Below are 24,914 nucleotides of genomic sequence, written 5' to 3' on the forward strand. Positions count from 1 at the left end.
CAAAGCGATACCGGGGCGTTCGTTTCGCGAACGGGAGGTGAAGGACCCGACCTTCGAAAGACCCGGCCCGAACACCCCCACGCGTTGGCGGACTTGCTGCTGCGCCTACTCCTCCGCGCCGTTCGAAGCCGTCGCCTTCTTCGCGGCGGTCGCGGTGGTCTTCTTTGCGGCCGTCTTCTTCGCGGCCGTCGTCGTCTTCTTGGCCGCGGTCTTCTTGGCGGCCGTCGCCTTCTTGGCCGGAGCCTTCTTCGCGGGCGCCTTCTTCGCCGTCTTCTTGGCGGGCCCCTTCGCCCGTTTCTCGGCGAGCAGCTCGAAGCCGCGCTCCGGGGTGATCTCCTCGACGCTGTCGCCGGAGCGCAGGGTCGCGTTGGTCTCCCCGTCGGTCACATACGGCCCGAAGCGACCGTCCTTGACCACGACCGGCTTCCCGCTGACCGGATCCGCGCCCAGTTCCTTCAACGGCGGCTTGGCGGCCGCGCGGCCACGCTGCTTGGGCTGCGCGTAGATCGCCAGCGCCTCTTCGAGGGTGATCGTGAAGAGCTGGTCCTCGGACTGCAGCGAACGCGAGTCCGTGCCCTTCTTCAGGTACGGCCCGTAGCGCCCGTTCTGCGCGGTGATCTCCTGGCCCTCGGCATCCTTGCCGACGACGCGCGGCAGCGACATCAGCTTGAGCGCGTCCTCGAGCGTCACCGTGTCCAGGGACATCGACTTGAACAGCGAGGCCGTACGCGGCTTCACGGCGTTCTTGCCGGTCTTCGGGGTGCCCTCGGGGAGCACCTCGGTGACGTACGGGCCGTAGCGGCCGTCCCGGGCGATGATCTGGTGGCCCGTCTGCGGGTCGGCACCGAGCTCGAAGTCGCCGCTCGGCTTGGCGAGCAGCTCCTCCGCGAGCTGGACGCTCAGCTCGTCCGGGGCCAGGTCCTCGGGCACGTCCGCCCGCTGGTGGCCCTCGGCGTCCTTCTCACCGCGCTCGATGTACGGGCCGTAGCGCCCGACCCGCAGCACGATGCCGCTGCCCACGGGGAACGACGACACCTCGCGCGCGTCGATCGCGCCCAGGTCGGTCACCAGCTCCTTGAGACCACCGAGGTGGTCGCCGTCGCCGTTGCCCGCCTCGGCCGCGTTGCCGTTGTCGGTGCCTTCGCCGAAGTAGAACCGCCTCAGCCACGGCACGGACTGCGCCTCACCGCGTGCGATGCGGTCGAGGTCGTCCTCCATCTTGGCGGTGAAGTCGTAGTCGACGAGCCGCCCGAAGTGCTTCTCCAGGAGGTTGACCACGGCGAAGGACAGGAAGGACGGGACGAGTGCCGTGCCCTTCTTGAAGATGTAGCCGCGGTCGAGGATCGTGCCCATGATCGTCGCGTATGTCGACGGGCGGCCGATCTCTCGCTCTTCGAGCTCCTTGACCAGGCTGGCCTCGGTGTAGCGGGCCGGGGGCTTGGTGGCGTGTCCGTCGACCGTGATCTCCTCGGCGCTGAGCCGGTCGCCCTCGGCGACCTGCGGCAGCCGGCGCTCGCGGTCGTCCAGCTCGGCGTTCGGGTCGTCGGCGCCTTCGACGTACGCCTTCAGGAAGCCGTGGAAGGTGATCGTCTTGCCGGACGCGCTGAACTCGACGTCCCGGCCGTCGGCGGCCGTGCCACCGATCTTCACGGTCACGCTGTTGCCGGTCGCGTCCTTCATCTGGGAGGCGACCGTGCGCTTCCAGATCAGCTCGTACAGCCGGAACTGGTCGCCGGTCAGGCCGGTCTCCGCCGGAGTGCGGAAACGATCACCCGAGGGGCGGATCGCCTCGTGCGCCTCCTGCGCGTTCTTGACCTTCCCCACGTACGTCCGCGGCTGCGCCGGCAGGTAGTCGGCGCCGTACAGCTGTGTGACCTGTGCACGGGCGGCGGCCACGGCGGTGTCGCTCAGCGTCGTGGAGTCCGTACGCATGTAGGTGATGTAGCCGTTCTCGTACAGCTTCTGCGCGACCTGCATGGTGGCCTTCGCGCCGAAGCCGAGCTTGCGGCTCGCCTCCTGCTGCAGCGTCGTCGTACGGAACGGGGCGTACGGCGAGCGGCGGTACGGCTTCGACTCGACCGAGCGCACCGAGAACTGGGTGCTCTCCAGGGCGGCGGCCAGCGCGCGGGCGTTGGCCTCGTCGAGGTGGAGGGTGTTCGCGCTCTTGAGCTGTCCCAGGGAGTCGAAGTCGCGGCCCTGCGCGACCCGCCTGCCGTCGACGGTCTGCAGGCGGGCGACCAGCGACGACGGGTCCGACGGATCCCCCGCGCGGCCGGTCGCGAAGGTGCCCGTCAGGTCCCAGTACTCGGCAGAACGAAACGCGATGCGCTCGCGTTCCCGCTCCACCACGAGTCGGGTCGCGACCGACTGGACGCGGCCGGCCGACAGCCGCGGCATGACCTTCTTCCACAGGACCGGCGAGACCTCGTAGCCGTAGAGACGGTCGAGGATGCGGCGGGTCTCCTGGGCGTCGACCATGCGCTTGTTCAGGTCGCGCGGGTTGGCGACGGCCTCGCGGATCGCGTCCTTGGTGATCTCGTGGAACACCATGCGCTTGACCGGGACCTTGGGCTTGAGCACCTCCAGGAGGTGCCACGCGATGGCCTCGCCCTCGCGGTCCTCATCGGTGGCGAGGAAGAGCTCGTCGGAGTCGGCGAGCAGGTCCTTGAGCTTCTTGACCTGGGCCCTCTTGTCGGCGTTGACAACGTAGATCGGCTGGAAGTCGTGCTCGACGTCCACGCCGAGCCGACGGACCTCGCCGGTGTACTTCTCCGGCACCTCGGCGGCGCCGTTGGGGAGGTCGCGGATGTGCCCGACGCTCGCCTCGACGACGTAACCAGGGCCGAGGTAGCCCTTGATCGTCTTCGCCTTGGCAGGCGACTCGACGATGACGAGTCGGCGGCCGCCGTGTGCGGTCTCGCTGGTCGGGGACAACTTCGCTCTTCTCTCCGGTCGACGCTGGGGCCTCCCCAGGCCTTGCTCCCGGGGGTCGTGTCATGGTGACGCTGCGGAGTGTGACGGTACATCCCGCCCCCGTGTCAAACGGGAAAAGTCCACAACGGCCACTCGGAACGGTAACCCGACTACCGCCATTCCTGCCGCCCGGAGTCCCCACCGGCCTTTTCGAGCCGGTCCGGAGGATCACCTCTCAATTGTCGGAGCCGCAGCTCCGGGGCCGCTTTCAGACCCGGGTGAAGCACCAGGTTCCGAGAGCCAGCGCGATCAACGAGGCGAGGCTCGCGAGGGTCGCCGATGCGACGGGGTTCACACCGTGGGCAACGGGCTCACCGTGCCGCACCCGGGCCACGGTCCACACCAGCAGCGCGCTTCCGAACAGGGCGAACACCACGCCCGCGAAGATCGCCGGTCCGCTCTCCATGGCTTCGCGTGCCCCTTTTCTCCCGTCCGCGAGTGCCCAGCCCGGCCAGACTGACACGCACGGGAGGCGCCGAGGCGAACCCGAGGTGAACGCGGAGCCGACGAGACTGTGGGCTCGCCCGGCCCTCGCTCCCGGCCCAGGCTCAGACCGAGCCGGGCACGGGTATCTTTCCGGTCGTCTTCTGGTTGTCGGTCCGGCTCACCGTGCACACCACCTTGGTGAAGCCGGCGTCCCAGTCGTTCTCGTCCGCCACCCAGCCGTACACCACTCGCTGGGACCCCGGGGCCCAGGTCGACTCGAATTTGTTGCCGCACAACTTCGTCGCGTTGTCGGTGCCCTTCTTGTAGCTCATTTCGTCGGGTGCCTGAACGGTCCCTATGACCTGGTCGGTATGCGGTTTGGCGCAGTCCGTGAGCGGCGCCTTGTAGCCGTCGTCGAGTTCCTTGTAGTCCCAGCAGTCACCGACGCTCATCTGACCGACCCACAAATCCGTGCCGCTGTCCCGGAAACGGCCCACTTCGCCGCCGATCGCGGCATGCCTTCCGAGTACGAGACATGCCGTACCGCTCTCCGCCGCGGCGAAGCCCTGCTTCGTCGGTAGGACGGCGTATCCGTCCGCGTCCGGCAGCGCGTCCACGACCGCCTTGCTCTGGCTGGCACAGCGCTTCGCGCCCTGGGCGCGGGCGTCGGCGTAGTCGGTGGCCGTGTCGACCGCCACGACCTGGCCGTCCGGCCAGTCGTCGGCGCAGTCCACCACCCCCAGGTTCGGCGCCGACTTGAACGGCGTCCCCGACCAGACCGCCTTCACGCAGTCCCCGGTCTCCAGCGGCTCACTGAGCCCGACCACATCGCCGTACGGCAGCACCGGCCCGGTCGGCGACGGCGACCGCTGCGACGCGCTCGCCGACGGCGACTTCTTGGTCGCCGCGCTGTTCTTCCCGCCATCGCCGTCCCCGCTGGTCAGCGAGTAGACCCCCCACGCACCACCGGCGACGACGAGCACGGCACCCACGACCAGCGCGACGATCGCCAGCCGCTTCTTCCCGGGCGAGGCCGACGGCGGTGGCGAGGGCGGCAGCCCGGACCCGCCCGCCACGGGGGCGGTCGGGGCGCTCCAGTAACCACCAGGGGCACCGCTCACGTACGGCGGCGGGGCGCCGCTTCCCGCATACGGCGGCTGCACGCCACCGCTCGCGTAGGGGGAACCGGCCCCCTGCGCATACGGGTTGGCCGGGTCGGCGGGATGCTGCGGGACAGGCTGCCGCCAGACGTCGTACGGCGATGAGCCGGGCGCCCCTCCGGGCGTGGCCGGACCGGCACCACCCGGCGTGTCGGGACCGCCCGCCGGAGTGCCCGGGGTGTGCGGAGTCGGCGGCGCCCCGGGCGTCTGCGGGGTGTGCGGAGCGGGCGGTGCCCCCGGTGTCTGCGGAGTACCCGGCGCCGCACCACTGCCCCAGCCACCGGGCGGCTCCGCCCCGAACCCCTCGGGCGGCGGGCTCCCGACGTACCCCGGCGGCGGATCTGCGGCATACCCGGGCGGAGCACCGCCGACGTACCCGGGCGGCACGCTCCCCACGTACCCCGGCGGCGAGCCCTCCGCGGGCGGCACGCTCCCCGCGTACCCGGGCGGCAGGCCCTCCGCGGCATGTCCTGCGGGCGTACCCGCGCCTCCCGGTTGACCGCCGCGGCCGTCCGCGGAAGCCGCCACCCCGCCGAATGCCTCCGGCGCCGGGCCGAACGCGCCCGGTGGCGAGCCGTAGCCGCCGGCGCCCGCCCCCGTGCCCCAGCCGGCCGACGCAACCCCCTGCACCACCCGCTCCAGCCCTCGCGCGACCGCCTCCGGCGAGGACCTGCGTACGGGGTCCTTGACCAGCAACCCCTGGAGTACCGGGCCCAGTTGGCCCGCCAGGACCGCTGGTGCGGGCTCGTCGCCGAGGAGGGCCGTCAGGGTGGCGTAGTCGCCGTGTCGGTCGAAGGGGCCGCGGCCCTCCACGGCGGCGTACAGCGTGGCGCCCAGGGAGAACAGGTCGGCTGCCGGGGTCGGCGGCTCACCACGCGCGCGTTCGGGGGCGAGGTAGCCCGGCGTGCCGAGGATTCCGGCGGTGGCCGTGAGCCGGGGCTCGCGGGACTCGGGCTGCAGGGCGATGCCGTAGTCGGTGAGCAGCACGCGCGCGTAGGGGTCGCCCGAAGCGTCCGACGCCAGAAGGATGTTGGCCGGTTTCACATCCCTGTGGAGGATGCCGATGCGGTGCCCGGCGGTGAGTGCGTCGAGGACGGCCAGCCCGATGCGGGCCACCTCGGCGGGCGGCAGCGGTCCGGAACGCCGTACGACCGCCTGGAGGTCGACCGCGTCCGGCACGTACTCCATGACGATCCAGGGCAGCCCCTCGTGGACCACCACGTCGTGCACCGTCGCCACATGCGGATGTCCGCGCAGCCGCGCCGCGTGCCGGGCCTCGCTGCGGGCGCGGGCGATGCGCTGTGCGGGCTCGCTCGCGTCCATCGGCACGTCCGGAAGCGCGATCTCCTTCATCGCGACTTCGCAGGCCAACTCCTCGTCGTACGCGAGCCATACGCGGCCCATGCCGCCCGCGCCGAGCGTCCGCAGCAGGCGGTACCGCCCGTTGATGATCCTGCCTTCGCCCTGATCCGGCGTCTCCCCCGACATCGTGCCTCCCCCGAGACAGCGCGCCTCCCCCGAGGACGCGTGGAACCTGTCTCTCGAAGGTAGCTTCGCACCTGCCACTGACAGGAGGCCTTTTCGGGATCAATCCCGCCAGACCAGACTCAGGGGCATCAGGGGTGTGACCGCGCCCCATCCGTGACGGGCGCCCGGCGGCCGAGGGCAGGACGCCCCCGGCGCACCTCCGGTGTCACGCCGGCTCGAGGAATCCCTGCTCCACCAGCAGCCTGATCTGCGCCGGCGTGCGGTCACGCAGCAACACCGGGTCCTCGCCGACCAGTTGGGCGATCGCATCCAGGATGCGGCCCGCGCTCAGCGAGCCGTCGCAGACGCCCGCGAAGCCCGCGCCCACCGTGTCCACCTTGGTGGCCCGGCGCATGCCGCGGTGCTGGCGCAGCACGACGTGCTCCGGGTCCTCGGCGCCGGGCAGCCCGACCTGTTCCTGGACGACCTCGGCGCCCAGCTTGAAGTGCCCTTCGAGCAGGGCCGCGTCGTCGTGCGCCCGCAGGTAGTCGAGCCGCTCGAAGTGCGCCCGTACCGTCTCGCCGAGCGGTTGCTCGACCGGATGCGGCCACTCCTCCACGGCGATCGAGGGCACGGCGGCCCCCGTCCTGCGCAGGGTGATCCAGCCGAACCCGACGGCCTTCACCTTGCGCGCCTCGAACTCGTCCAACCACGCGTCGTAGAGCGCCTGGTACTCGGCCGGGTCGCCCCGGTGGTCACCGGCGTCCCTGAGCCACAGCTCGGCGTACTGCGTGACGTCCTGCACCTCGCGCTGCACGATCCACGCGTCGCAGCCGCGCGGCACCCACGACCTGAGCCTGTCCTGCCAGTCCTCCCCTTCCACGTGCTGCCAGTTGGCGAGGAACTGCGCGAACCCGCCCTCGTTCAGCCGCTCCCCCGCTCCCTGAACGATCGAGCGGCACAGATCGTCCCCGCCCATCCCGCCGTCGCGGTACGTCAGCCGCGCACCCGGCGAGATCACGAACGGCGGGTTCGACACGATCAGGTCGTACGTCTCGTCGTCACGCACCGGCTCGAACAGCGAGCCCTCGCGCAGATCGGCAGCAGGGGCGCCGGACAGCGCCAGCGTGAGCGCCGTGACGTGCAGCGCGCGCGGGTTCAGGTCGGTCGCCGTCACGCGCGTGGCGTGCTGTGCGGCGTGCAGCGCCTGGATGCCGGAGCCGGTGCCGAGGTCGAGGGCGGCGGAGACGGGCGTGCGCACGGTGATGCCCGCGAGGGTCGTGGAGGCGCCGCCCACCCCGAGGACGACACCTTCCTCCCGGCTGCCGATCCCGCCGGCGCCGCCGACGGCGCACCCCAGGTCGGACACGATGAACCAGTCCTCGCCGCCGGGCCCGCCGTACGGCCGTACGTCCACGGTCGCGGCGAGCTCGTCCCTGCCGACCCGCACCAGCCAGCCGCTCTCCAGGCACGCGTCGACGGGCAGAACGTCCACCACGCGCGCGTGCAGGACGGGCTGCTGCAGCAGGAACAGCCGTACGAGCACCTCCAGCGGGGTGTCTCCACGGGTCGCCCGGAGCGCGGGCACGATCTCGCTGCGCGCCAGCGCCGCGTACGCGGGGGCGCCGAGCAGCTCGAGCAGCCCGTCGGCGGTGAAGGACGCCCCGAGCAGGGCGTCCCGCAGCCGGGCGGCGACATCGGAGCGGTCAGAAGTGGGCAGGGCAGGCAGGCCGGAGGTACTCACGCCCCCATTGTGGCGGGGACGGGCGGCCCGTCGCAGCTCCGGCTCAGCTCGCCTTCGACGAAGCCGGCGCGGACGCCGACTTGCAGCTGGCCTGCTCGGCCATGGCCTTGCCGACGTCGCCCTCCTCGAGGTTCTTCAGGGCGTCGTTGCCGCTGGTGCTCAGCTTGTCCAGGGAGGTCGCGATGTCCTTGAGGCCGTCGGCGAACTTCGCCTGGTCCTTGGTGTTGAGCTTGTCGACCTGCGTCTTCAGCGAGGCGTACGACGCGGCGATGTCGTTGAGCTCCTTGACCGCGTCCGTCTTCTTCTTCTCGCCGTCGTCGACATTGGGCGCCCCGGCCTTCTGGACAGCGGCGCCGATCGCCTTGTAGGCGTCGGACATGTCCTGGAAGGCCTGTGCGTCGGTCTTCTGGACCTCTTCCGGCGTGCTGTTGTCCGAGGTCTCCTTCTGGATCGCGGCATTGGCGGCCTCGATCTTCTTGGCCTGCGGCTGTACGGCGTCGCAGACCTGCTTGGCCCAGGCATCCAGCTTGTCGTTGCCGTCGTCGCTGGTGCATCCCGACAGCGCCAGTACCAGTACCGCACCGCCGGACAGTGCGACCGCGAGCTTCTTGTTCACCGGTTTGGTCCCTTCCATGGCTCTCGGCCCCGGAACATACACGCCGGACGGGCCACAGCCGCATGCCGAACGACGACTATGACACCTTTTGTAATGATTTGCACCAGGCGAGAGAAGGCTCACGGTGAGGGTGTGCACATACGAGGCGGGCGGGCGACGCGTCAACACGCGCCTCCCGCCCGCCCCTTGAAGCAGGACCTCGTAAGACCGCCTACGAAACCACCGCAGGATCGGCCGAGTTGGCCACTCGCTCCTTCTTGTCCTCCTCGTCGCCCACGGCGATCCCGCGCCGCTTGGAGACGTACACCGCTCCGACGATGACGATCAGGGCGAGGACCGCGATCGCGATCCGTACGCCGAGGCTCTTGTCCTCGCCGTAGCTGAACTTGATCACCGCGGGCGCGATGAGCAGCGAGACCAGGTTCATCACCTTGAGCAGCGGGTTGATCGCAGGACCGGCGGTGTCCTTGAAGGGGTCGCCGACCGTGTCGCCGATCACCGTCGCGGCATGGGCCTCGCTGCCCTTGCCGCCATGGTGACCGTCCTCGACGAGCTTCTTGGCGTTGTCCCACGCGCCACCGGAGTTGGCGAGGAACACCGCCATCAGCGTGCCCGCGCCGATCGCACCGGCGAGGAACGCGCCGAGGGCGCCGACCCCGAGCGTGAACCCGATGAAGATGGGCGCCAGCACGGCCAGCAGACCGGGCGTGGTGAGCTCCCGCAGCGCGTCCTTGGTGCAGATGTCCACGACGCGCCCGTACTCGGGCTTCTCGGTGTAGTCCATGATCCCGGGGTGCTCGCGGAACTGCCGCCGCACCTCGTACACCACGGAACCCGCCGACCGCGACACCGCGTTGATCGCCAGCCCCGAGAAGAGGAAGACGACCGCCGCGCCCGCGATGAGGCCGACGAGGTTGTTGGGCTGCGAGATGTCCATCATCAGGCTCATCGGCGCACCCGCTCCGGAGAGCTTCTCGCCGACGTCCTGCGCTCCGGTGGTGATCGCATCGCGGTACGACCCGAAGAGCGCCGACGCCGCCAGGACGGCGGTGGCGATGGCGATGCCCTTCGTGATCGCCTTGGTGGTGTTGCCGACCGCGTCCAGGTTGGTGAGCACCTGGGCGCCCGCGCCCGTGACATCGCCGGACATCTCGGCGATGCCCTGCGCGTTGTCGGAGACCGGACCGAAGGTGTCCATCGCGACGATCACGCCGACCGTGGTGAGCAGGCCGGTGCCGGCCAGCGCCACCGCGAACAGCGCGAGCATGATCGACGTACCGCCGAGCAGGAAGGCCCCGTACACGCCGAGACCGATCAGCAGGGCGGTGTAGACGGCCGACTCGAGACCGACCGAGATACCGGCGAGGACGACGGTGGCCGGGCCGGTGAGCGAGGTCTTGCCGATGTCCATGACGGGACGGCGGTTGGTCTCGGTGAAGTAGCCGGTCAGCTGCTGGATGACGGCCGCCAGCAGGATGCCGATCGCCACCGCGACCACCGCGAGGATCCGCGGGTCGCCGTCCTTGGCCCTGATGGCGGCATCGGTGACGCCGTCGAGGTCCGCGTACTTGGACGGGAGATAGACGAAGACGGCCACGGCCACCAGCACGAGCGAGATCACCGCGGAGATGAAGAAGCCACGGTTGATCGCGGACATGCCGCTGCGGTCCGAGCGGCGCGGGGCCACGGCGAAGATGCCGATCATCGCCGTGATCACACCGATCGCCGGAACGATCAGCGGGAAGGCGAGTCCGGAGTCGCCGAAGGCCGCCTTGCCGAGGATCAGCGCGGCGACCAGGGTCACGGCGTACGACTCGAAGAGGTCGGCCGCCATGCCCGCGCAGTCGCCGACGTTGTCGCCCACGTTGTCGGCGATGGTCGCGGCATTGCGCGGGTCGTCCTCCGGAATGCCCTGTTCGACCTTGCCGACCAGGTCGGCGCCGACGTCGGCGGCCTTGGTGAAGATGCCGCCGCCGACACGCATGAACATGGCGATCAGGGCGGCGCCGAGGCCGAAGCCTTCGAGCACTTTCGGCGCGTCGGCCGCGTACACCAGCACCACGCAGGAGGCGCCCAGCAGACCGAGCCCCACTGTGAACATGCCGACGACGCCGCCCGTGCGGAAAGCGATCTTCATGGCTTTGTGCGAGACGGCGGTGAGATCCTTTTCCGGCTCGCCTTCCGCCGGAGTCGCTTCCCGGGCCGCCGCGGCAACACGCACATTGCTGCGCACCGCCAGCCACATGCCGATATAACCGGTCGCCGCCGAGAACCCGGCGCCGATCAAGAAGAACACCGATCGGCCGGCGCGCTGATTCCAGTCGTCCGCGGGCAGCAGCATGAGCAGGAAGAACACGACCACGGCGAATACGCCGAGTGTGCGCAGCTGCCGGGCCAGATAGGCGTTGGCGCCTTCCTGTACGGCCGATGCGATCTGCTTCATGCTGTCGGTGCCCTCGCCCGCCGCGAGCACCTGGCGCACCAGGATGCCTGCGACCACGAGCGCGGCCAGCGCGACGACCCCGATGACCGTCACGATGATCCGGTTGTCGTCCGTCAGTACCGCGGCTGCGAGGGTTGTGGGGTGATCAAACTGATGAGGGGTAGAAAGCCCCGCCATTCGTCCTCCTTGACGCTTGGGCTGAGCTCAAGATGTGGACGGATTCTAGGTACCCGCAGCTGATCAAAACAGAGCACGGTAAACGGAATTAGCCTTCACATGCTCTTCAGCAAATGATCGACGTCACCCCACAGAACCCGAAAGAGGTAATGCCTCAAAGGCATTGACGCCTGCATTGACGCTTGATCGAATTATCAGGTGATTGATCGTGAATTCCTTCACGAATTCCCGGGAACGGCCGGAAAAACACCAAGGGCCCTGCTCAGCAGGGCCCTTGGACGTCGTACGGGGGGGTGGAGTCAGGTGAGCACCGCGGTGGGCGGCGTGGCCGGCCAGGTCATGCGGATCTGCCCGCCGTGCTCTCCGGCGGTCACCTCCACGTCGTCGACGAGGCCGCTGATGACCGCGAGGCCCATCTCGTCCTCCTCGGTCTCCACGTCGTCACCGGCCGATCCCGGCGCCCGGTCTCCGGGTGCCGAGCGCGGCGCCTCGTCGCCGACCTCGATGGAGAACTGCTTCTCCTCCTCGATCAGCTGCACCTTCACCGGCGCCGTGATCCCGGCGCTCTGGTGCAGTCCGACGGCACGGGTGCAGGCCTCGCCAACGGCGAGTCTGACCTCGTCGAGAACGGCCTCGTCCACTCCTGCCCTGCGCGCCACCGCTGCCGCCACCAGTCGTGCGGTCCTGACGTGCTCGGGCAGCGCGCTGAAGCGGAGTTCAACGGTGGCCATGCATCCCCCTCGGAACTACGGGCGTGCTGTCGGGGGACCGGGCCGCCGAAAGCCCGGACCCCCTCATCGAACGTCTGCCGGCCCGGCAGCGGTCCTTGCCCGCCGCCGGGCCGATGGTCAGTCGGTGGCCGCCACCGCTTCCTCGACCGAGGTGTGGATCGGGAACACCTTGGTGAGGCCGGTGATACGGAAGATCTTCAGAATGCGCTCCTGGTTGCAGACCAGGCGCAGCGAGCCCTCATGGGCACGCACCCGCTTCAGGCCGCCGACCAGCACGCCGAGCCCGGTGGAGTCGAGGAAGTCCACGCCCTCCATGTCGACGACGAGGTGGAAACTCCCGTCGTTCACCAGCTCGACCAGCTGCTCGCGCAGCTTGGGCGCGGTATATACGTCGATTTCGCCACCGACCTCGACGACCGTACGATCGCCGACGGTACGGGTCGACAGGGACAGGTCCACGGATCCTCCAGCACCTTGCTAATCGAGCGGTCGCCCCTCGGGACACCTCGGCAGAGCCCCCGGAACGGTTCGCCAGCCGCGATGGCATTCAATCACTTACGGCAGGCGTGCACGACGCCTTGGTCCCATTGTCCGTCACGCCAGTGACACACTCGGTGCCGATGGCCAAGAATCACCGATCCGATCGATCCCCGACGGACCCCGTTTCCCGGCTCGAACCGGGCACGGTCCTGGGCCGGCTCGCCTCCGGGCCGAGCCGGGCTTCGCGCATCACTCATACGGAGCACTTGCCCCCGCGAGAGGGTCGGCATGCCGTCTGGCCTGACCGGATTCGCTCGGAGGTCATCGCCGCGGTGCAGTCCGCGGGCATCGAGCATCCCTGGGCCCACCAGGCACGGGCCGCCGAGCACGCGCTGGACGGCGACTCGGTGGTCGTCGCCACGGGCACGGCGTCCGGCAAGTCCCTGGCGTACCTCGTCCCGGTGTTCTCGACGCTCCTGGACGGCTCCGAGGCCCCGAACGGCCGCGGCGCCACCGCCCTGTACCTGGCCCCCACGAAGGCGCTTGCAGCCGACCAGTGCCGTTCTGTGAAGGAACTTTCACAATCTCTGGGAAATGCCGTACGACCAGCGGTGTACGACGGCGACACTCCGTTCGAGGAACGCGAATGGGTCCGCCAGTACGCCAACTACGTCCTGACCAACCCGGACATGCTGCACCGCGGGATACTCCCGTCCCACTCCCGCTGGTCCTCCTTCCTGAAGTCGCTGAAGTACGTCGTCATCGACGAGTGCCACACCTACCGCGGCGTCTTCGGCTCGCACGTCGCCCAGGTGCTGCGACGTCTGCGCCGTCTCTGCGCCCGCTACGGCGCCTCTCCCGTCTTCCTGCTGGCCTCGGCGACGGCCGCGGAGCCCTCGGTCGCCGCCCGCCGCCTGACCGGCCTCCCGGTGGTCGAGGTCGCCGACGACGCCTCGCCCCGCGGTGAACTGGTGTTCGCCCTGTGGGAACCCCCGCTCACGGAGATGCAGGGCGAGAAGGGCGCCCCGGTCCGCCGTACCGCCACCGCCGAGACGGCGGACCTGCTCACGGACCTGACCGTGCAGGGCGTCCGCTCGGTTGCCTTCGTACGCTCCCGGCGCGGCGCCGAGCTGATCTCGGTGATCGCCCAGGAGCGCCTGGCCGAGGTCGACCGGTCGCTGGCGAGACGCGTCGCGGCGTATCGGGGCGGCTACCTCCCTGAGGAGCGCCGCGCCCTGGAACAGGCCCTCCATTCGGGAGAGTTGCTGGGCCTCGCCGCGACGACCGCCCTCGAACTCGGCATCGACGTCTCCGGGTTGGACGCCGTGGTCATCGCCGGCTACCCGGGCACGCGCGCGTCCCTGTGGCAGCAGGCGGGCCGCGCCGGCCGCTCCGGACAAGGCGCCCTGGCAATCCTGGTAGCCCGTGACGACCCCCTGGACACCTTCCTGGTCCACCACCCCGAGGCCCTGTTCGACCAGCCGGTGGAGTCGACGGTCCTCGACCCGGACAACCCGTACGTCCTGGCCCCGCACCTGTGCGCGGCCGCCGCGGAACTGCCCTTGACCGACGAGGACTTGGCGTTGTTCGGCCCTGAGACCGAGAGCCTGTTGCCACAGCTGGAAGCCGCGAAGCTCCTGCGCCGCCGTACGAAGGCGTGGCACTGGACGCGCCGGGAACGGGCCGCCGACCTCACCGACATCCGCGGCGAGGGCGGCCGCCCCGTCCAGATCGTCGAGTCCGGCACGGGCCGCCTGCTCGGCACGGTCGACGCGGGCGCCGCCCACACGACAGTCCACGAGGGCGCGGTCCACCTGCACCAGGGCCGTACGTATCTCGTACGCTCCCTGGACCTGGAGGACTCGGTGGCCCTGGTCGAGGAGGCGAGCCCCTCCTATTCGACGGTCGCCCGCGACACCACGTCCATCTCCGTCCTCGAGACGGACACCGAAATCCCCTGGGGCCAGGGCAGGTTGTGCTACGGCTCCGTCGAGGTCACCAACCAAGTGGTCTCCTTCCTGCGCCGCCGGCTCATCACCGGCGAAGTACTGGGCGAGACGAAACTCGACCTCCCTCCTCGTACGCTGCGCACGCGCGCGGTCTGGTGGACGGTCACCGAGGACCAGCTGGACGAGGCCCGGATCAACCCGGAGATCCTCGGCGGCGCCCTGCACGCCGCCGAGCACGCGTCGATCGGCATGCTGCCCCTCTTCGCGACCTGCGACCGCTGGGACATCGGCGGCGTCTCCGTCCCGCTCCACCCCGACACCCTGCTGCCCACGGTCTTCGTCTACGACGGCCACCCGGGCGGCGCGGGCTTCGCCGAGCGCGCCTTCCACACCGCCCGGGCCTGGCTCACCGCCACCCGCCAGGCCATCGCCTCCTGCGAGTGCGAGGCCGGCTGCCCGTCCTGCATCCAGTCCCCCAAGTGCGGCAACGGCAACGATCCGCTGCACAAGAGGGGCGCGGTGCGGTTGCTCACGGTGTTGTTGCGGGGGGCGCCGGAGGAGAAGCCCGGGGAGGAAGCGGTGGCAGAGGCACCGGCTCCGCAGGCCCCGCCCGTGCCCTGACCTCCGCCGCGAACGGTCCCCGCCTCGACGCCGCCGTCACGTCCGAGATCTCGCCGACGATCACGCACCGTACGAGCCGTGTGCCCTGCGCCCGGGCCACCCGGTCGGCCCTGGCGCAGGCCGCCTGACCGCCGTCCGCCCAGTGGTCCGCCGCCGCGAGCGCCGCGAGGTCCGCGCCGCCGGCTGCCCGGTGCCGGACCACGACGGCCTGGCCCAGGGCGAGCACGACACCGAACACCACGCACAGGACGGCGATCGCACCGACGCTCCAGACGGTGGCGGAACCGCGATCGGAACGCATGTCCCGGACGGTGTCTCCCCTCATGGAACCGTCTCCTCCGCCGCCGCCACGGCCTCCTCCCGAACCTCGAAGGGCAACCCGTGCAGCACCGGCGGCTTCGCCACGACGGTCACACGGACCTGGCCTCCCTCCCGGCTGACCGTGATCCTCGCGCCGCGTGGTGCCGCCGCGCGCGTCACTTCGACGACCGAGTCGGCCGGGTCCTGACGGGCCGCCGCCCGCGCTCCCGTCCGCGCTGCGTCCACGCACTGGATCTGCGCGGCCACGACCAGCAGCCCGCACACCAGTGCCATCGCGAACATCACCAGCACGGGCAGTACCACTGCCGACTCCGCGGTCACGAACCCCTGATCCGTGTCCCTCTCACATCCGCGCATCGAGCGCCTGCTTCACGATGCCCTGCAGCTCCGCGCTCACCGCTCCGCTCGTCACCACCTTGTAGAGGACCACCGCGAACGCCACCGCCGCCACGATCCCCATCGCGTACTCGGAGGTGACCATCCCGGCGTCCCGCCGCGCCGCCCGTACCCCGCACACCAGGGCACACAGCCGTGCCCGTACCGCCTTGTACATCTCAACCCCCGTAAGGATCAGTCTCGTTGCTCAGTTCTGTTCTGCTTGCCTGCAGTCCGTCGGGGCCCCCGTCATCCGCCACCCCCTCCCAGCACTCCGCCCGCGAGCCCGATCACCACGGGCAGTACGCCGACCGCGATGAACGCGGGCAGGAAGCACAGCCCCATCGGCGCGGTCACCATGACGGCCGCCCGCCGGGCCCGTGCCGTGGCGGTGCGGGCCCAGTCGGCCCGGGCGTCCGCCGCGAGGCGCTCGGCCGGGCCGGCGGCCGGGAGCCCGGACATGTCGGCCCGTTCCAGAAGCCGCGCCAGGGCTCCGGCACCCGGCAGTGCGGCGAGGCGCCGCCAGGCCTCAGCCGGTTCCCCACCGAGCCGCACCTCGGCCGCACCCCGCGCCAGCGCGTCCCCCACAGGGCCGCCCAGCCCCTCGCCCACCGCCTGCGCGGCGACCACGGGCCCGGCACCGGCCGCGACACAGGCAGCCAACAGATCGGCCGCAAGCGGAAGTTGGCGCGCCGCCTCGCCCGGGTCGTCCACCACCGCATCGCCCCCGGCCGTCTGCCGCCTGCGCCACCACCACAGCCCGGCCGCAACGCCCAGCCCCACCACCGCGCCGACGAGGCCGCCGACCAGAACCCAGCCGGCGCACACCACCCCCGCCGCGGGCAGCCACCGTCGCGCGACATCCCGTACGTCGAAGCGCTGCCCGGCCCGCCTCGTCTCGACGTCGGCCACAAGGCCGGCCAGCCTTCGCCGCACTCTTCGCTCACGCCGTACGGCCTCCAGCCACCGCAGCAGCCGGCCGAGGGCGAGCAACACCCCCACGGCCACCCCCAGCCTGTGGACAACTTCCGCGCTCACGCCGCCTCCGCTCCCCGTACGATCCGCATCGCCCACCACATCCCCAGGGTCTCCAGCACCCCACCGACCAGCAGGCAGCCCAGCCCGGCTCCGGTGTGCAGCAACACATGCAGCGGGTCGGCTCCGAGGGCGGCGCCCAGGGCGAGTCCCAGGACCGGCAGCCCCGCCAGCATCACCGCCGTCGACCGAGCTCCCGCCAACTGCGCTCGCAGGTCGGCGCGTTGGTCCCGCTCGGCCCGCAACGCCCCTTCGAGCCGGTCCAGTCCGGCCGCGAGACCGGCGCCCTGGTCCACGGCCACCCGCCAGCAGGCCGCCAGGCCCAGCAGCCCCTCGGCACCCGGTTCCCCCGCCGCCGTCGCGAGCGCTCCGGGGACGTCGCCGCCGAACCGCGCCGCCGCCAGCACCGCCGCCTGCGCCTCCCCGAGCCCGCCGGAGTCCCGCGCCGCACGCAGCAGCGCCTCTCCCGGCTGCCGCCCGGCCCGCACCTCCCCGGCGAGCGCCCCGCACAGCGCGATCACCGCATCCCCACGGCGCTCCCGTGCCCGCCGGGCCTCCGCGGCCAACCGCACCCGCCGCAGCAGCGGCACGCAGGCCGCCCCCGCGACCACCGGCAGCACCGACGCGCCCAGCACCGCCAGCACCAGCCCCACGGCCAGTGCCCACCACTCGGCCCGCAAGTTCCCGCGGATCCGCCGCAGTTCCCCGGCCGTCTGTCGCCAGGAAGGCGACCCGGTCCCCACCACCCCGCCGCCCGCGAGGAGCAGCTGCGCCCGCCGTGCCCCGGAGTGCCACCCGCCCATCAGCAGGGCCGCCGCCCCGACGCACAGCACGGCTGCCCCCATCGCCGTCTCACCCATGGCCTCCCCCTTCGAATGACTCGCTGCCGAGCAGCCCCCGCAGCCGTTCCCACCCGCGCTCGTACGCGAACGCCTCCGGGCTCCACCGCAGCGCCGGCACCGTCCGCACCAGCCCCGACGGATCCCGTTCCAGCACGTGCACCTCGGCGATCCGCCGCCGCCCGGTCCGATCGCGCACGAGATGCAGCACCACCGACAGCGCAGCCGCCAACTGGCTGTGCAGCGCGGCCCGGTCGAGCCCGGCCGCCGTACCGAGCGCCTCCAGCCGGGCCGGTACGTCGGCTGCGGCATTGGCGTGCACGGTGCCGCAGCCGCCCTCGTGACCGGTGTTCAACGCGGCCAGCAGATGCACGACTTCGGGCCCGCGCACCTCGCCCACGACCAGCCGGTCCGGACGCATCCGCAGTGCCTGCCGCACCAGGTCCTGGAGCGTGACGAGGCCCGCGCCCTCCTGGTTGGCGGGTCTGGTCTCCAGCCGGACCACGTGCGGATGGTCCGGCCGCAGCTCGGCCGAGTCCTCGGCGAGCACGATCCGCTCACCGGGCCCGACCAGGCCCAGCAACGCGCTCAGCAAAGTCGTCTTGCCGCTGCCCGTGCCGCCGCTGATGAGGAAGGACAGCCGTGCCTCGAGCAGCGCCCGCAGCACGCGGTCCCCGCCGGGCGGCACGGTGCCCGCCGCGACCAGTTCGTCGAGCGTGAACGCCCGCGGCCGTACGACCCGCAGCGCCAGGCAGGTACAGCCCACGGCCACCGGAGGCAGCACCGCATGCAGCCGCGTCCCGTCGGGCAGCCGCGCATCGGCCCAAGGCCGCGCGTCGTCCAGCCGCCGTCCGGCCACCGCGGCCAGGCGCTGTGCGAGGCGTCGTACGGCCGCCGCGTCCGGGAAGGAGACCGACGTGAGCTCCAGCCCGCCGCCCCGGTCCACCCAGACCCGGTCCGGTGCCGACACGAGAACGTCGGTCACCGACGGATCGGCGAGCAGCGGCTCCAACGGTCCACTGCCGACGAGTTCGGACCGCAACTGCTCGGCCGCCCCGAGGACTTCGGCGTCCCCGAGCACCCGCCCCTGCTCCCGCAGGGCCTGCGCCACCCGCGCGGGCGTCGGCTCGGCCCCGCTCTCCACCAGCCACTGCCGTACGCCGTCGAGGAGCCCCGTGGACGGGTCCGGAACGATCCCCGAGGATGCCGCCGCACCGCCCGAAACACCCACCCGATCGAGCCCGGTATACGCGCTCATGCGCCACCTGCTTCGACCAGCGCCCGCTCCCAGAACTCCCTGCAGAAGCGCGCCAAGGGCCCGCGGCCGCCCGCGCCGGGCGGTTCCTTGCCCTCTCCGGGGCGCAGCAGCCCCGACTCCACCGGCAGCTCGCCGGCCAGGGGCAGGCCGAGCAGCCGGGCCACCTCGCGGTCGTCGAGTCCGGGCGCGTACGGCCCCCGTACCGCGACCCGCAGGTCGCGCAGGACCATGCCGACGGCGGACGCCACCCTCCCGGCCGCCGCGACGGCGCGCAGTTCGCCGGGGACCACCAGGAGCCCGAGGTCGAGCTGGGCGAGGGCCTCGGCGACCCCGTCGTCGACGCGCCGCGGCAGGTCCACGACGACCGTGCCGCCCCGCCGCCGGGCCGCCGCCAGCACCGCCCGCACGGCCTGCGCCGGGACGGCGATGCGGTCGCCGCGGTCCCAACTGAGGACCCGTAGGGAGTGGAGCTCCGGCAGCGACTCCTCCAGGGCGCCGCCGCCGACCCGCCCGCGCGAGGCGGCGAAGGCGGGCCAGCGCAGTCCCTCAGCGGCCTCACCGCCCAGGAGTACGTCCAGTCCGCCGCCCAGCGGGTCGGCGTCCACCAGCAGGGTGCGCAGCCCCTCACGCGCGGAGGTGACGGCGAGAGCGCACGCGAGCGTGGACGCTCCGGCCCCGCCGCGGCCGCCGATGACGCCCACGGTGAGAGCGGGCCGGCCGACGCCCTCGGCCACGTCGGCGATGCGGTCGACCAGCCACTGCTCCCCGTCGGGCAGCATCAGGACGTGGTCGGCGCCGATCTCGACGGCCCGGCGCCAGACCCCGGAGTCGTCCTGGTCGCGGCCGACCAGCACCACTCCTCGTCTGCGCGCGGCCCCGCGCACGCGCCGCGCCGCGTCGTCGCCGACCAGGACGAGTGGTGCGGCCTCCCAGCTGCCCGCGCGCTCCGGCACCGAGTGGTGGACCTCGGGTGTCGCGCCCGCCGCGGCGCACAGGCGCAGCAGATCGTCGAGCAGTTCGACGTCCTCCGTGACGATCAGTGGTCCGGCCTGCCGCCCCGAGGCGGCCGGCGGCGGTTGGTGTGTGACGGCTCCGGCCACGGTCTCCATCCCCCTTCGCACTGCATCTCCCGCGCAGCCCCTGCGGCCACGCGATTCCCAAACGTGTGAAGAACCGGCAACCGGCCTCCATATGAACGGCCGATACGAACCGGCCAAACCCGCCCGACAAACCGGAACCGGTCATGAACTCGGCGCGAGCGGGACGCGTTTGAATCACGGTGCAGCGAACCCGGAAATCGTGTGGATCTTGGTCGATAACTGTGGACAACTCGGCGGTTGTGAATATCGCCGTCACCCATACCGGTGACCCCTGTACCGACCCCTGTGCGACTTCCACAGAGCAGCCCGAAGGCTACGCACAGTGACGAATCATGGGCATGCGGAAGAGGCGGCCGCAGCCGCCTCGCAACGGCCGTACAGCCGCGAGGAGATGAAGGAAAACCCGCCCGGACATGCGACGACCCCCACCGGGGGGGAGAGTGGGGGTCGTCTCCACGGCCGACTCGGGGGGGGAGGAGCCGGACCGGGTTAGCACGGTCGCGAACGATCCGTGACTTCCATGGTGTACCCGAGAGCCCTCTCAGGCAAACCCACGCGCCCCACCTTACGCCGAATGGGCTGCGCCTATGCTCGGGGCGTGGAAAACCACTCCTTGCCCCGCACAGCGGCCTTCTTTGACCTGGACAAGACGGTCATTGCGAAGTCGAGCACGCTCACGTTCAGCAAGTCGTTCTACCAAGGCGGGCTGATCAACCGCAGGGCCGCCTTGCGTACCGCATATGCCCAGTTCGTCTTCCTCGTCGGCGGCATGGACCACGACCAGATGGAGCGGACCCGCGAGTACCTGTCCTCGCTCGTCCGCGGCTGGAACGTCCAGCAGGTCAAGGAGATCGTCGCCGAGACGCTGCACGATCTGATCGACCCGATCATCTACGACGAGGCCGCCTCCCTCATCGAGGAGCACCACACCGCCGGCCGCGACGTCGTCATCGTGTCCACGTCGGGCGCGGAGGTGGTCGAGCCGATCGGCGAACTCCTCGGCGCCGACCGGGTGGTGGCGACCCGCATGGTGGTGGGCGACGACGGCTGCTTCACCGGAGAGGTGGAGTACTACGCGTACGGCCCGACGAAGGCCGAGGCGATCAAGGAACTGGCCCGGTCCGAGGGGTACGACCTCGAGCGCTGCTACGCCTACAGCGACTCGGCGACCGACCTGCCGATGCTGCAGGAGGTGGGCCATCCGCACGCCGTGAACCCGGACCGGACGCTGCGGCGCGAGGCACTCGCGCGCGGGTGGCCGATTCTCGATTTCCACCGGCCGGTACGGCTCAAGAAGCGGATCCCGACATTCTCCGTACCGCCCCGTCCGGCCCTCGTCACGGCCGCGGCCATAGGCGCCGCGGCCGCCACGGCGGGTCTCGTCTGGTACGCGAACCGCCGCCGGGCGACGACCCTCTGACCTGCCACTTCTCAGATGGTTGCGCCATGTTCGAGATACTGACGTCCGTTTGCAACCTATTTGAGACTAAAAGTAAAGAAGTACAGCCAGGGGTTCCGCTTGCTTCGGTCCAGGAGTACAAAGGGGTTAACGGCCCGCGAGACCAAGGACATCCGAGAGGATCACCTTAATAACGCATTTGGCCCCACGGACCGAAGCATGAACACCGAGCACCCACGCGACGTCGACCCGTCGATTACGGGCCAGCCGCACCAGGTGACGGGCGAAGTTCCCGACCTGATGGGCAATATATCGAGGACGCTTGGTAACCCGGTGAGCATGCCAGCGGCGGTACGAATACTCGTACCGCCGCAACCCTTTTCCGGAGCCGGAAGAGCCCTTTACGCCGCCCCGCGCTGCAGTGCCTCGCACACAGCCGTCGACTCACGCGCGCCCAGTTCGATCGCCTTGCCGCAGTGCGCGATCCAGGCGGCCATCCCCTCGGGAGTGCCGGAGGCGTAGCCGTCGAGCGCCGCCAGATAGGCCGCTCGCCCCAGCTCGGCGTGGCCGACCTCGGCCGGGCAGACGGACTTGGGGTCGAGGCCACTGCCCACCAGGACGATGCGCTCGGCCGTGCGCGCGACCAGTCCGTTGTGGGAGGTGAAGGGGCGCAGCGCGAGGAGCTCGCCGTGGACGACGGCGGCCGTCACCAGGGCGGGCGCCGAACTGCCGGCGATGATCAGCTCGGACAGGCCCTCCAGACGGCCGTGCACCTCGTCCGCGCTCGGCAGCGGAAGCTCGACGAGCGGCTCGTCGACCGGCTCGCCCGCCAGCCGCGGCCGCCCGACCTCCTCGCCGTTGCTCGCGGAAGCCACCAGATGCAGCCGGGCCAGCACCCGCAGAGGCGACTGCCGCCAGATGGAGAGCAGTTGGCCCGCCTCGGCGGTCAGCCGGAGGGCCGCGCCCATTACGCGCGCGTCGTCGTCACCGCTGAAGTCGGTACGCCGACGCACCTCCTCCAGGGCCCAGTCGGCGCCGGACAGTGCCCCCGAGCCGCGAGCGCCGCGCAGCGCCGCCTCGGAGGTGATCTCGTTGCTGCGGCGCCGCATGACCCGGTGCCCGTAGACCCGGTCCACGGCCTTGCGCACGGACTCCACGGACTCGGCCACACCGGGCAGCGAGCCCAGGGCCGCGAGCGGATCGGCGGTCGCGCCTGTCGTACTCATGAGTACGACACTAGCCACCCCAGGGGCTCGCCCCACGAATGAGTGGTCTTCTTCACGCCCGTCTGACACGTACAGCTATCTCGCGACTACCCTTCGTGAACATGAAAATTGCTTTCGTCGGGAAGGGCGGCAGCGGCAAGACCACCCTGTCCTCCCTGTTCATCCGCCACCTCGTCGCCGCCGGCGCACCGGTCCTCGCGGTCGACGCGGACATCAACCAGCACCTGGGACCCGCACTCGGCCTCGACGAGGCCGAGGCCGCCGCGCTGCCCGCGATGGGCGACCGGCTGCCGCTGATCAAGAACCATCTGCGCGGCTCCAACCCGCGCATCACGTCCGCCGACACGATGATCAAGACGACCCCGCCCGGCGAGGGGTCGCGGCTGCTGCGGGTGCGCGAGACCAATCCGGTGTACGACGCCTGCGCCCGGCCGGTGGAACTCGACGGCGGCGCCGTCCGTTTGATGGTCACCGGCCCCTTCACCGACGCCGACCTGGGGGTCGCCTGCTACCACTCCAAGACGGGAGCGGTGGAGCTGTGCCTGAACCACCTGGTGGACGGGCAGGGCGAGTACGTCGTGGTGGACATGACGGCGGGCTCGGACTCCTTCGCCTCCGGCATGTTCACCCGCTTCGACATCACGTTCCTCGTCGCCGAGCCGACCCGGAAGGGGGTCTCCGTCTATCGCCAGTACAAGGAGTACGCCCGCGACTTCGGCGTCGTGCTCAAAGTCGTCGGCAACAAGGTGCAGGGTCAGGACGACCTCGACTTCCTGCGCGCCGAGGTCGGGGACGACCTGCTGGTGACCGTCGGGCACTCGGACTGGGTACGCGCCATGGAGAAGGGCCGCTCGCCCCGGTTCGAGCTCCTGGAGGACGCCAACCGCCGTGCCCTGCGCGCACTTCAGGTCGCCGCGGACGCGACGTACGAACTGCGTGACTGGGAGCGCTACACGCGCCAGATGGTGCACTTCCATCTGAAGAACGCGGGCTCGTGGGGCAACGCGCGCACCGGGGCCGACCTGGCGGCGCAGGTCGACCCCGGGTTCGTGCTCCGCGAGGGCGTCACCACTCCCGTGTGACGACGGCTACCGCCCGGCCCCCGGCGCGCCGGGGGCGCCCTTCGGGGCCGGAGCGGGGCGGCCCGTCAGGAAGGTCGCCCAGCCCTGCTTCGGGGCCTCGCCGACCTCCAGGGAACGCAGCTTGGCCAGGGTCTGCGGGTCCTGGGCGTCCAGCCAGTCGACCAGTTGATGGAAGGAGACACACCGCACGTCGGGCTTGTTGCAGACGTTCTGGACGACGTCGTCGATGGCCTGCATGTACGTGCCGCCGTTCCAGGACTCGAAGTGGTTGCCGATGACCAGGGGCGCACGGTTGCCGTTGTAGGCCCGGTAGAAGCCCCTGAGCAGGCCGTCGCGCATCTGCCTGCCCCAGAACTCGTACTTGTCGGGGTCGCCCTGGGTGTTGGTGCCGGACTGGTTGACCATGAAGTTGTAGTCCATGGTGAGCTGCTCGTAGGAGTGCCCGGGGAAGGGCACGAGCTGCATCGACAGATCCCACAGGCCCTGCCTCTTCTTCGGCCAGACCTGGTTGTTGACCCCGCTGGTGTCGTAGCGGAAGCCCAGCCGGCGGGCGGCCTTCATGAAGTTCTTCTGGCCCTCGAGACAGGGCGTGCGGGCGCCGATCAGCTCCTTGTCGTAGTCGAAGGGCAGCGGGGCCGCCTTCCTGGTGCCGGTGTTGGTCTTCCAGGACTTCACGAACCGCTTCGCCTGGGCGATCTCGTCCTTCCAGTCCGCGACCGACCACTCGCCGACGCCGCCGTCCTTGCCGCAGAAGTGACCGTTGAAGTGGGTGCCGATCTCGTTGCCCTCAAGCCAGGCGAGGCGCAGCTGCTTGACGGTGTCGGCGATGCCCTTCTCGTCGTTGAAGCCGATCTCGGAGCTGCCCTCCGAGTGCTGCGGCGGCTTGTACAGGTCACGCTTCTCCTCCGGCAGCATGTACACGCCGCTCAGGAAGTACGTCATCGTCGCGTGGTTGGCCTTGGCGACCTTGCGGAAGTGGGAGAACAGCTTCTGGCTGTCCTCGCCCGCACCGTCCCAGGAGAAGACCACGAACTGCGGGGGCTTCTGACCGGGCTTCAGCCGCTCCGGTCTCGGCAGATGCGGCTGCGCTCCGGTGTACGCCGTGGAGCCGTCGCCGATCAGCCGGATCGCACTCCCCGGCGCGTGGGCCGGCTTGGCCTTCTGCGGGCCGGGGGCACCTGCCTTGGAACCGGTGGAGCCGATCGCGCAGCCGGCGAGCGACGCGGCACAGGCCGATGCGATCACGACGCCCGCGGCGATCTTCTGGGTGGCGGCCATATTCCGCCCACCTTCTTCCTTCTCTCAGGCCAACGCTGATGAGGGCGTTTTCTGGTGTTGTGCCGGGAAGGCCCGACAGCGCCGCCAAGGTCGCACGGGACCGAGAAGGAATTAGTACGACAAGCCGATCAAATGACCGTCCCACTCTTTGGGGTGAGTGATTACCCCATTTGCCAGGAAAGTCTATGCCTGTCCTTTACTCTGAATTACGATC

At 70.8% G+C, this 24,914-nt stretch carries 20 protein-coding genes; 3 read left to right on the forward strand and 17 right to left on the reverse strand.

Features of this window, described 5'->3' with window-relative positions:
• Positions 1–105: 105 nt before the first annotated feature.
• The 8 genes from topA to bldG all read right to left on the reverse strand — a co-directional run bounded on the left by topA (position 106) and on the right by bldG (position 12,196).
• Positions 106–2,934, reverse strand: a complete 2,829-nt coding sequence (gene topA, locus ACFY1L_RS51045) for a type I DNA topoisomerase (protein WP_388842085.1) — start codon at positions 2,932–2,934, stop codon at positions 106–108.
• A 247-nt stretch (positions 2,935–3,181) separates the two neighbouring features.
• The gene (locus tag ACFY1L_RS51050; RefSeq protein WP_388842087.1) at positions 3,182–3,379 is read right to left on the reverse strand and encodes a hypothetical protein; all 198 of its coding nucleotides are present in this window, start codon (positions 3,377–3,379) and stop codon (positions 3,182–3,184) included.
• A 142-nt stretch (positions 3,380–3,521) separates the two neighbouring features.
• Positions 3,522–6,047 (reverse strand): protein kinase, encoded by a 2,526-nt coding sequence (locus ACFY1L_RS51055; protein ID WP_388842089.1) that lies wholly within the window; start codon positions 6,045–6,047, stop codon positions 3,522–3,524.
• A 205-nt stretch (positions 6,048–6,252) separates the two neighbouring features.
• Positions 6,253–7,770 (reverse strand): methyltransferase, encoded by a 1,518-nt coding sequence (locus tag ACFY1L_RS51060; protein WP_388842091.1) that lies wholly within the window; start codon positions 7,768–7,770, stop codon positions 6,253–6,255.
• A gap of 43 nt (positions 7,771–7,813) precedes the next feature.
• Positions 7,814–8,404, reverse strand: coding sequence for a small secreted protein (locus ACFY1L_RS51065; protein WP_388842093.1), 591 nt, complete (start codon positions 8,402–8,404; stop codon positions 7,814–7,816).
• Between the two features lie 193 nt (positions 8,405–8,597).
• The gene (locus ACFY1L_RS51070; protein ID WP_388842095.1) at positions 8,598–11,006 is read right to left on the reverse strand and encodes a sodium-translocating pyrophosphatase; all 2,409 of its coding nucleotides are present in this window, start codon (positions 11,004–11,006) and stop codon (positions 8,598–8,600) included.
• Between the two features lie 299 nt (positions 11,007–11,305).
• On the reverse strand, positions 11,306–11,737 hold the full coding sequence (locus ACFY1L_RS51075; protein WP_388842097.1) for an ATP-binding protein: 432 nt from the start codon (positions 11,735–11,737) through the stop codon (positions 11,306–11,308).
• Between the two features lie 117 nt (positions 11,738–11,854).
• The gene (gene bldG, locus ACFY1L_RS51080; RefSeq protein WP_003975386.1) at positions 11,855–12,196 is read right to left on the reverse strand and encodes an anti-sigma factor antagonist BldG; all 342 of its coding nucleotides are present in this window, start codon (positions 12,194–12,196) and stop codon (positions 11,855–11,857) included.
• 161 nt (positions 12,197–12,357) lie between these two features.
• Here bldG and ACFY1L_RS51085 point away from each other — a divergent pair, with 161 nt between their 5' ends.
• Positions 12,358–14,787, forward strand: a complete 2,430-nt coding sequence (locus ACFY1L_RS51085; RefSeq protein ID WP_388842099.1) for a DEAD/DEAH box helicase — start codon at positions 12,358–12,360, stop codon at positions 14,785–14,787.
• Here the strand turns inward: ACFY1L_RS51085 and ACFY1L_RS51090 are convergent.
• The 7 genes from ACFY1L_RS51090 to ssd all read right to left on the reverse strand — a co-directional run bounded on the left by ACFY1L_RS51090 (position 14,696) and on the right by ssd (position 19,724).
• Entirely contained in the window at positions 14,696–15,112 is a 417-nt protein-coding gene (locus ACFY1L_RS51090; protein ID WP_388842101.1) for an Rv3654c family TadE-like protein, read from the reverse strand. The genes ACFY1L_RS51085 and ACFY1L_RS51090 overlap by 92 nt on opposite strands.
• The gene (locus ACFY1L_RS51095; protein WP_388842103.1) at positions 15,109–15,465 is read right to left on the reverse strand and encodes a TadE family type IV pilus minor pilin; all 357 of its coding nucleotides are present in this window, start codon (positions 15,463–15,465) and stop codon (positions 15,109–15,111) included. The genes ACFY1L_RS51090 and ACFY1L_RS51095 overlap by 4 nt, the downstream gene beginning before the upstream one ends.
• Positions 15,452–15,661 carry a DUF4244 domain-containing protein gene (locus tag ACFY1L_RS51100; RefSeq protein ID WP_361275033.1) on the reverse strand — a complete coding sequence of 70 codons (210 nt, stop codon included), beginning with the start codon at positions 15,659–15,661 and terminating at the stop codon, positions 15,452–15,454. The genes ACFY1L_RS51095 and ACFY1L_RS51100 overlap by 14 nt, the downstream gene beginning before the upstream one ends.
• Before the next feature lie 71 nt (positions 15,662–15,732).
• A complete protein-coding gene (locus tag ACFY1L_RS51105) occupies positions 15,733–16,521 on the reverse strand; it encodes a type II secretion system F family protein (protein ID WP_388842106.1) in 789 nt (262 codons plus the stop codon).
• Positions 16,518–17,378 carry a type II secretion system F family protein gene (locus ACFY1L_RS51110; protein WP_388842108.1) on the reverse strand — a complete coding sequence of 287 codons (861 nt, stop codon included), beginning with the start codon at positions 17,376–17,378 and terminating at the stop codon, positions 16,518–16,520. The genes ACFY1L_RS51105 and ACFY1L_RS51110 overlap by 4 nt, the downstream gene beginning before the upstream one ends.
• The gene (locus tag ACFY1L_RS51115) at positions 17,371–18,615 is read right to left on the reverse strand and encodes a TadA family conjugal transfer-associated ATPase (protein ID WP_388842110.1); all 1,245 of its coding nucleotides are present in this window, start codon (positions 18,613–18,615) and stop codon (positions 17,371–17,373) included. Before ACFY1L_RS51115 ends, ACFY1L_RS51110 begins: the two co-directional genes overlap by 8 nt.
• Positions 18,612–19,724, reverse strand: coding sequence for a septum site-determining protein Ssd (ssd, locus tag ACFY1L_RS51120; protein ID WP_388842112.1), 1,113 nt, complete (start codon positions 19,722–19,724; stop codon positions 18,612–18,614). The genes ACFY1L_RS51115 and ssd overlap by 4 nt, the downstream gene beginning before the upstream one ends.
• Positions 19,725–20,289: 565 nt before the next feature.
• Between ssd and ACFY1L_RS51125 the strand changes: the two genes are divergently transcribed.
• Positions 20,290–21,135: an HAD family hydrolase gene (locus ACFY1L_RS51125; RefSeq protein WP_388842114.1), complete on the forward strand. Its 846-nt coding sequence runs from the start codon at positions 20,290–20,292 to the stop codon at positions 21,133–21,135.
• Between the two features lie 380 nt (positions 21,136–21,515).
• Here ACFY1L_RS51125 and ACFY1L_RS51130 read toward each other — a convergent pair whose 3' ends face one another.
• Positions 21,516–22,340 carry an oxidoreductase gene (locus tag ACFY1L_RS51130; RefSeq protein WP_388842116.1) on the reverse strand — a complete coding sequence of 275 codons (825 nt, stop codon included), beginning with the start codon at positions 22,338–22,340 and terminating at the stop codon, positions 21,516–21,518.
• 101 nt (positions 22,341–22,441) lie between these two features.
• On the opposite strand from ACFY1L_RS51130, the gene ACFY1L_RS51135 reads away from it, so the two are divergent.
• Positions 22,442–23,422, forward strand: coding sequence for an ATP-binding protein (locus ACFY1L_RS51135; protein WP_388842118.1), 981 nt, complete (start codon positions 22,442–22,444; stop codon positions 23,420–23,422).
• Between the two features lie 6 nt (positions 23,423–23,428).
• Here the strand turns inward: ACFY1L_RS51135 and ACFY1L_RS51140 are convergent, their stop codons facing one another.
• Positions 23,429–24,700 carry a hypothetical protein gene (locus ACFY1L_RS51140; RefSeq protein WP_388842120.1) on the reverse strand — a complete coding sequence of 424 codons (1,272 nt, stop codon included), beginning with the start codon at positions 24,698–24,700 and terminating at the stop codon, positions 23,429–23,431.
• Positions 24,701–24,914 lie beyond the last annotated feature (214 nt).

The organism is Streptomyces sp. NPDC001663 (genome assembly GCF_042893105.1).
GTDB lineage: Bacteria > Actinomycetota > Actinomycetes > Streptomycetales > Streptomycetaceae > Streptomyces.

Excerpts from the sequence above, each read along its gene's own strand:
- ACFY1L_RS51050 (WP_388842087.1), bottom strand. The coding sequence starts at position 3,379 with ATGGAGAGCGGACCGGCGATCTTCGCGGGCGTGGTGTTCGCCCTGTTC.
- ACFY1L_RS51055 (WP_388842089.1), bottom strand. The coding sequence starts at position 6,047 with ATGTCGGGGGAGACGCCGGATCAGGGCGAAGGCAGGATCATCAACGGG.
- ACFY1L_RS51065 (WP_388842093.1), bottom strand. The coding sequence starts at position 8,404 with ATGGAAGGGACCAAACCGGTGAACAAGAAGCTCGCGGTCGCACTGTCC.
- ACFY1L_RS51070 (WP_388842095.1), bottom strand. The coding sequence starts at position 11,006 with ATGGCGGGGCTTTCTACCCCTCATCAGTTTGATCACCCCACAACCCTC.
- ACFY1L_RS51075 (WP_388842097.1), bottom strand. The coding sequence starts at position 11,737 with ATGGCCACCGTTGAACTCCGCTTCAGCGCGCTGCCCGAGCACGTCAGG.
- ACFY1L_RS51085 (WP_388842099.1), top strand. The coding sequence starts at position 12,358 with ATGGCCAAGAATCACCGATCCGATCGATCCCCGACGGACCCCGTTTCC.
- ACFY1L_RS51090 (WP_388842101.1), bottom strand. The coding sequence starts at position 15,112 with ATGAGGGGAGACACCGTCCGGGACATGCGTTCCGATCGCGGTTCCGCC.
- ACFY1L_RS51095 (WP_388842103.1), bottom strand. The coding sequence starts at position 15,465 with ATGCGCGGATGTGAGAGGGACACGGATCAGGGGTTCGTGACCGCGGAG.
- ACFY1L_RS51100 (WP_361275033.1), bottom strand. The coding sequence starts at position 15,661 with ATGTACAAGGCGGTACGGGCACGGCTGTGTGCCCTGGTGTGCGGGGTA.
- ACFY1L_RS51110 (WP_388842108.1), bottom strand. The coding sequence starts at position 17,378 with ATGGGTGAGACGGCGATGGGGGCAGCCGTGCTGTGCGTCGGGGCGGCG.
- ACFY1L_RS51115 (WP_388842110.1), bottom strand. The coding sequence starts at position 18,615 with ATGAGCGCGTATACCGGGCTCGATCGGGTGGGTGTTTCGGGCGGTGCG.
- ssd (WP_388842112.1), bottom strand. The coding sequence starts at position 19,724 with ATGGAGACCGTGGCCGGAGCCGTCACACACCAACCGCCGCCGGCCGCC.
- ACFY1L_RS51125 (WP_388842114.1), top strand. The coding sequence starts at position 20,290 with ATGGGCTGCGCCTATGCTCGGGGCGTGGAAAACCACTCCTTGCCCCGC.
- ACFY1L_RS51130 (WP_388842116.1), bottom strand. The coding sequence starts at position 22,340 with ATGAGTACGACAGGCGCGACCGCCGATCCGCTCGCGGCCCTGGGCTCG.
- ACFY1L_RS51135 (WP_388842118.1), top strand. The coding sequence starts at position 22,442 with ATGAAAATTGCTTTCGTCGGGAAGGGCGGCAGCGGCAAGACCACCCTG.
- ACFY1L_RS51140 (WP_388842120.1), bottom strand. The coding sequence starts at position 24,700 with ATGGCCGCCACCCAGAAGATCGCCGCGGGCGTCGTGATCGCATCGGCC.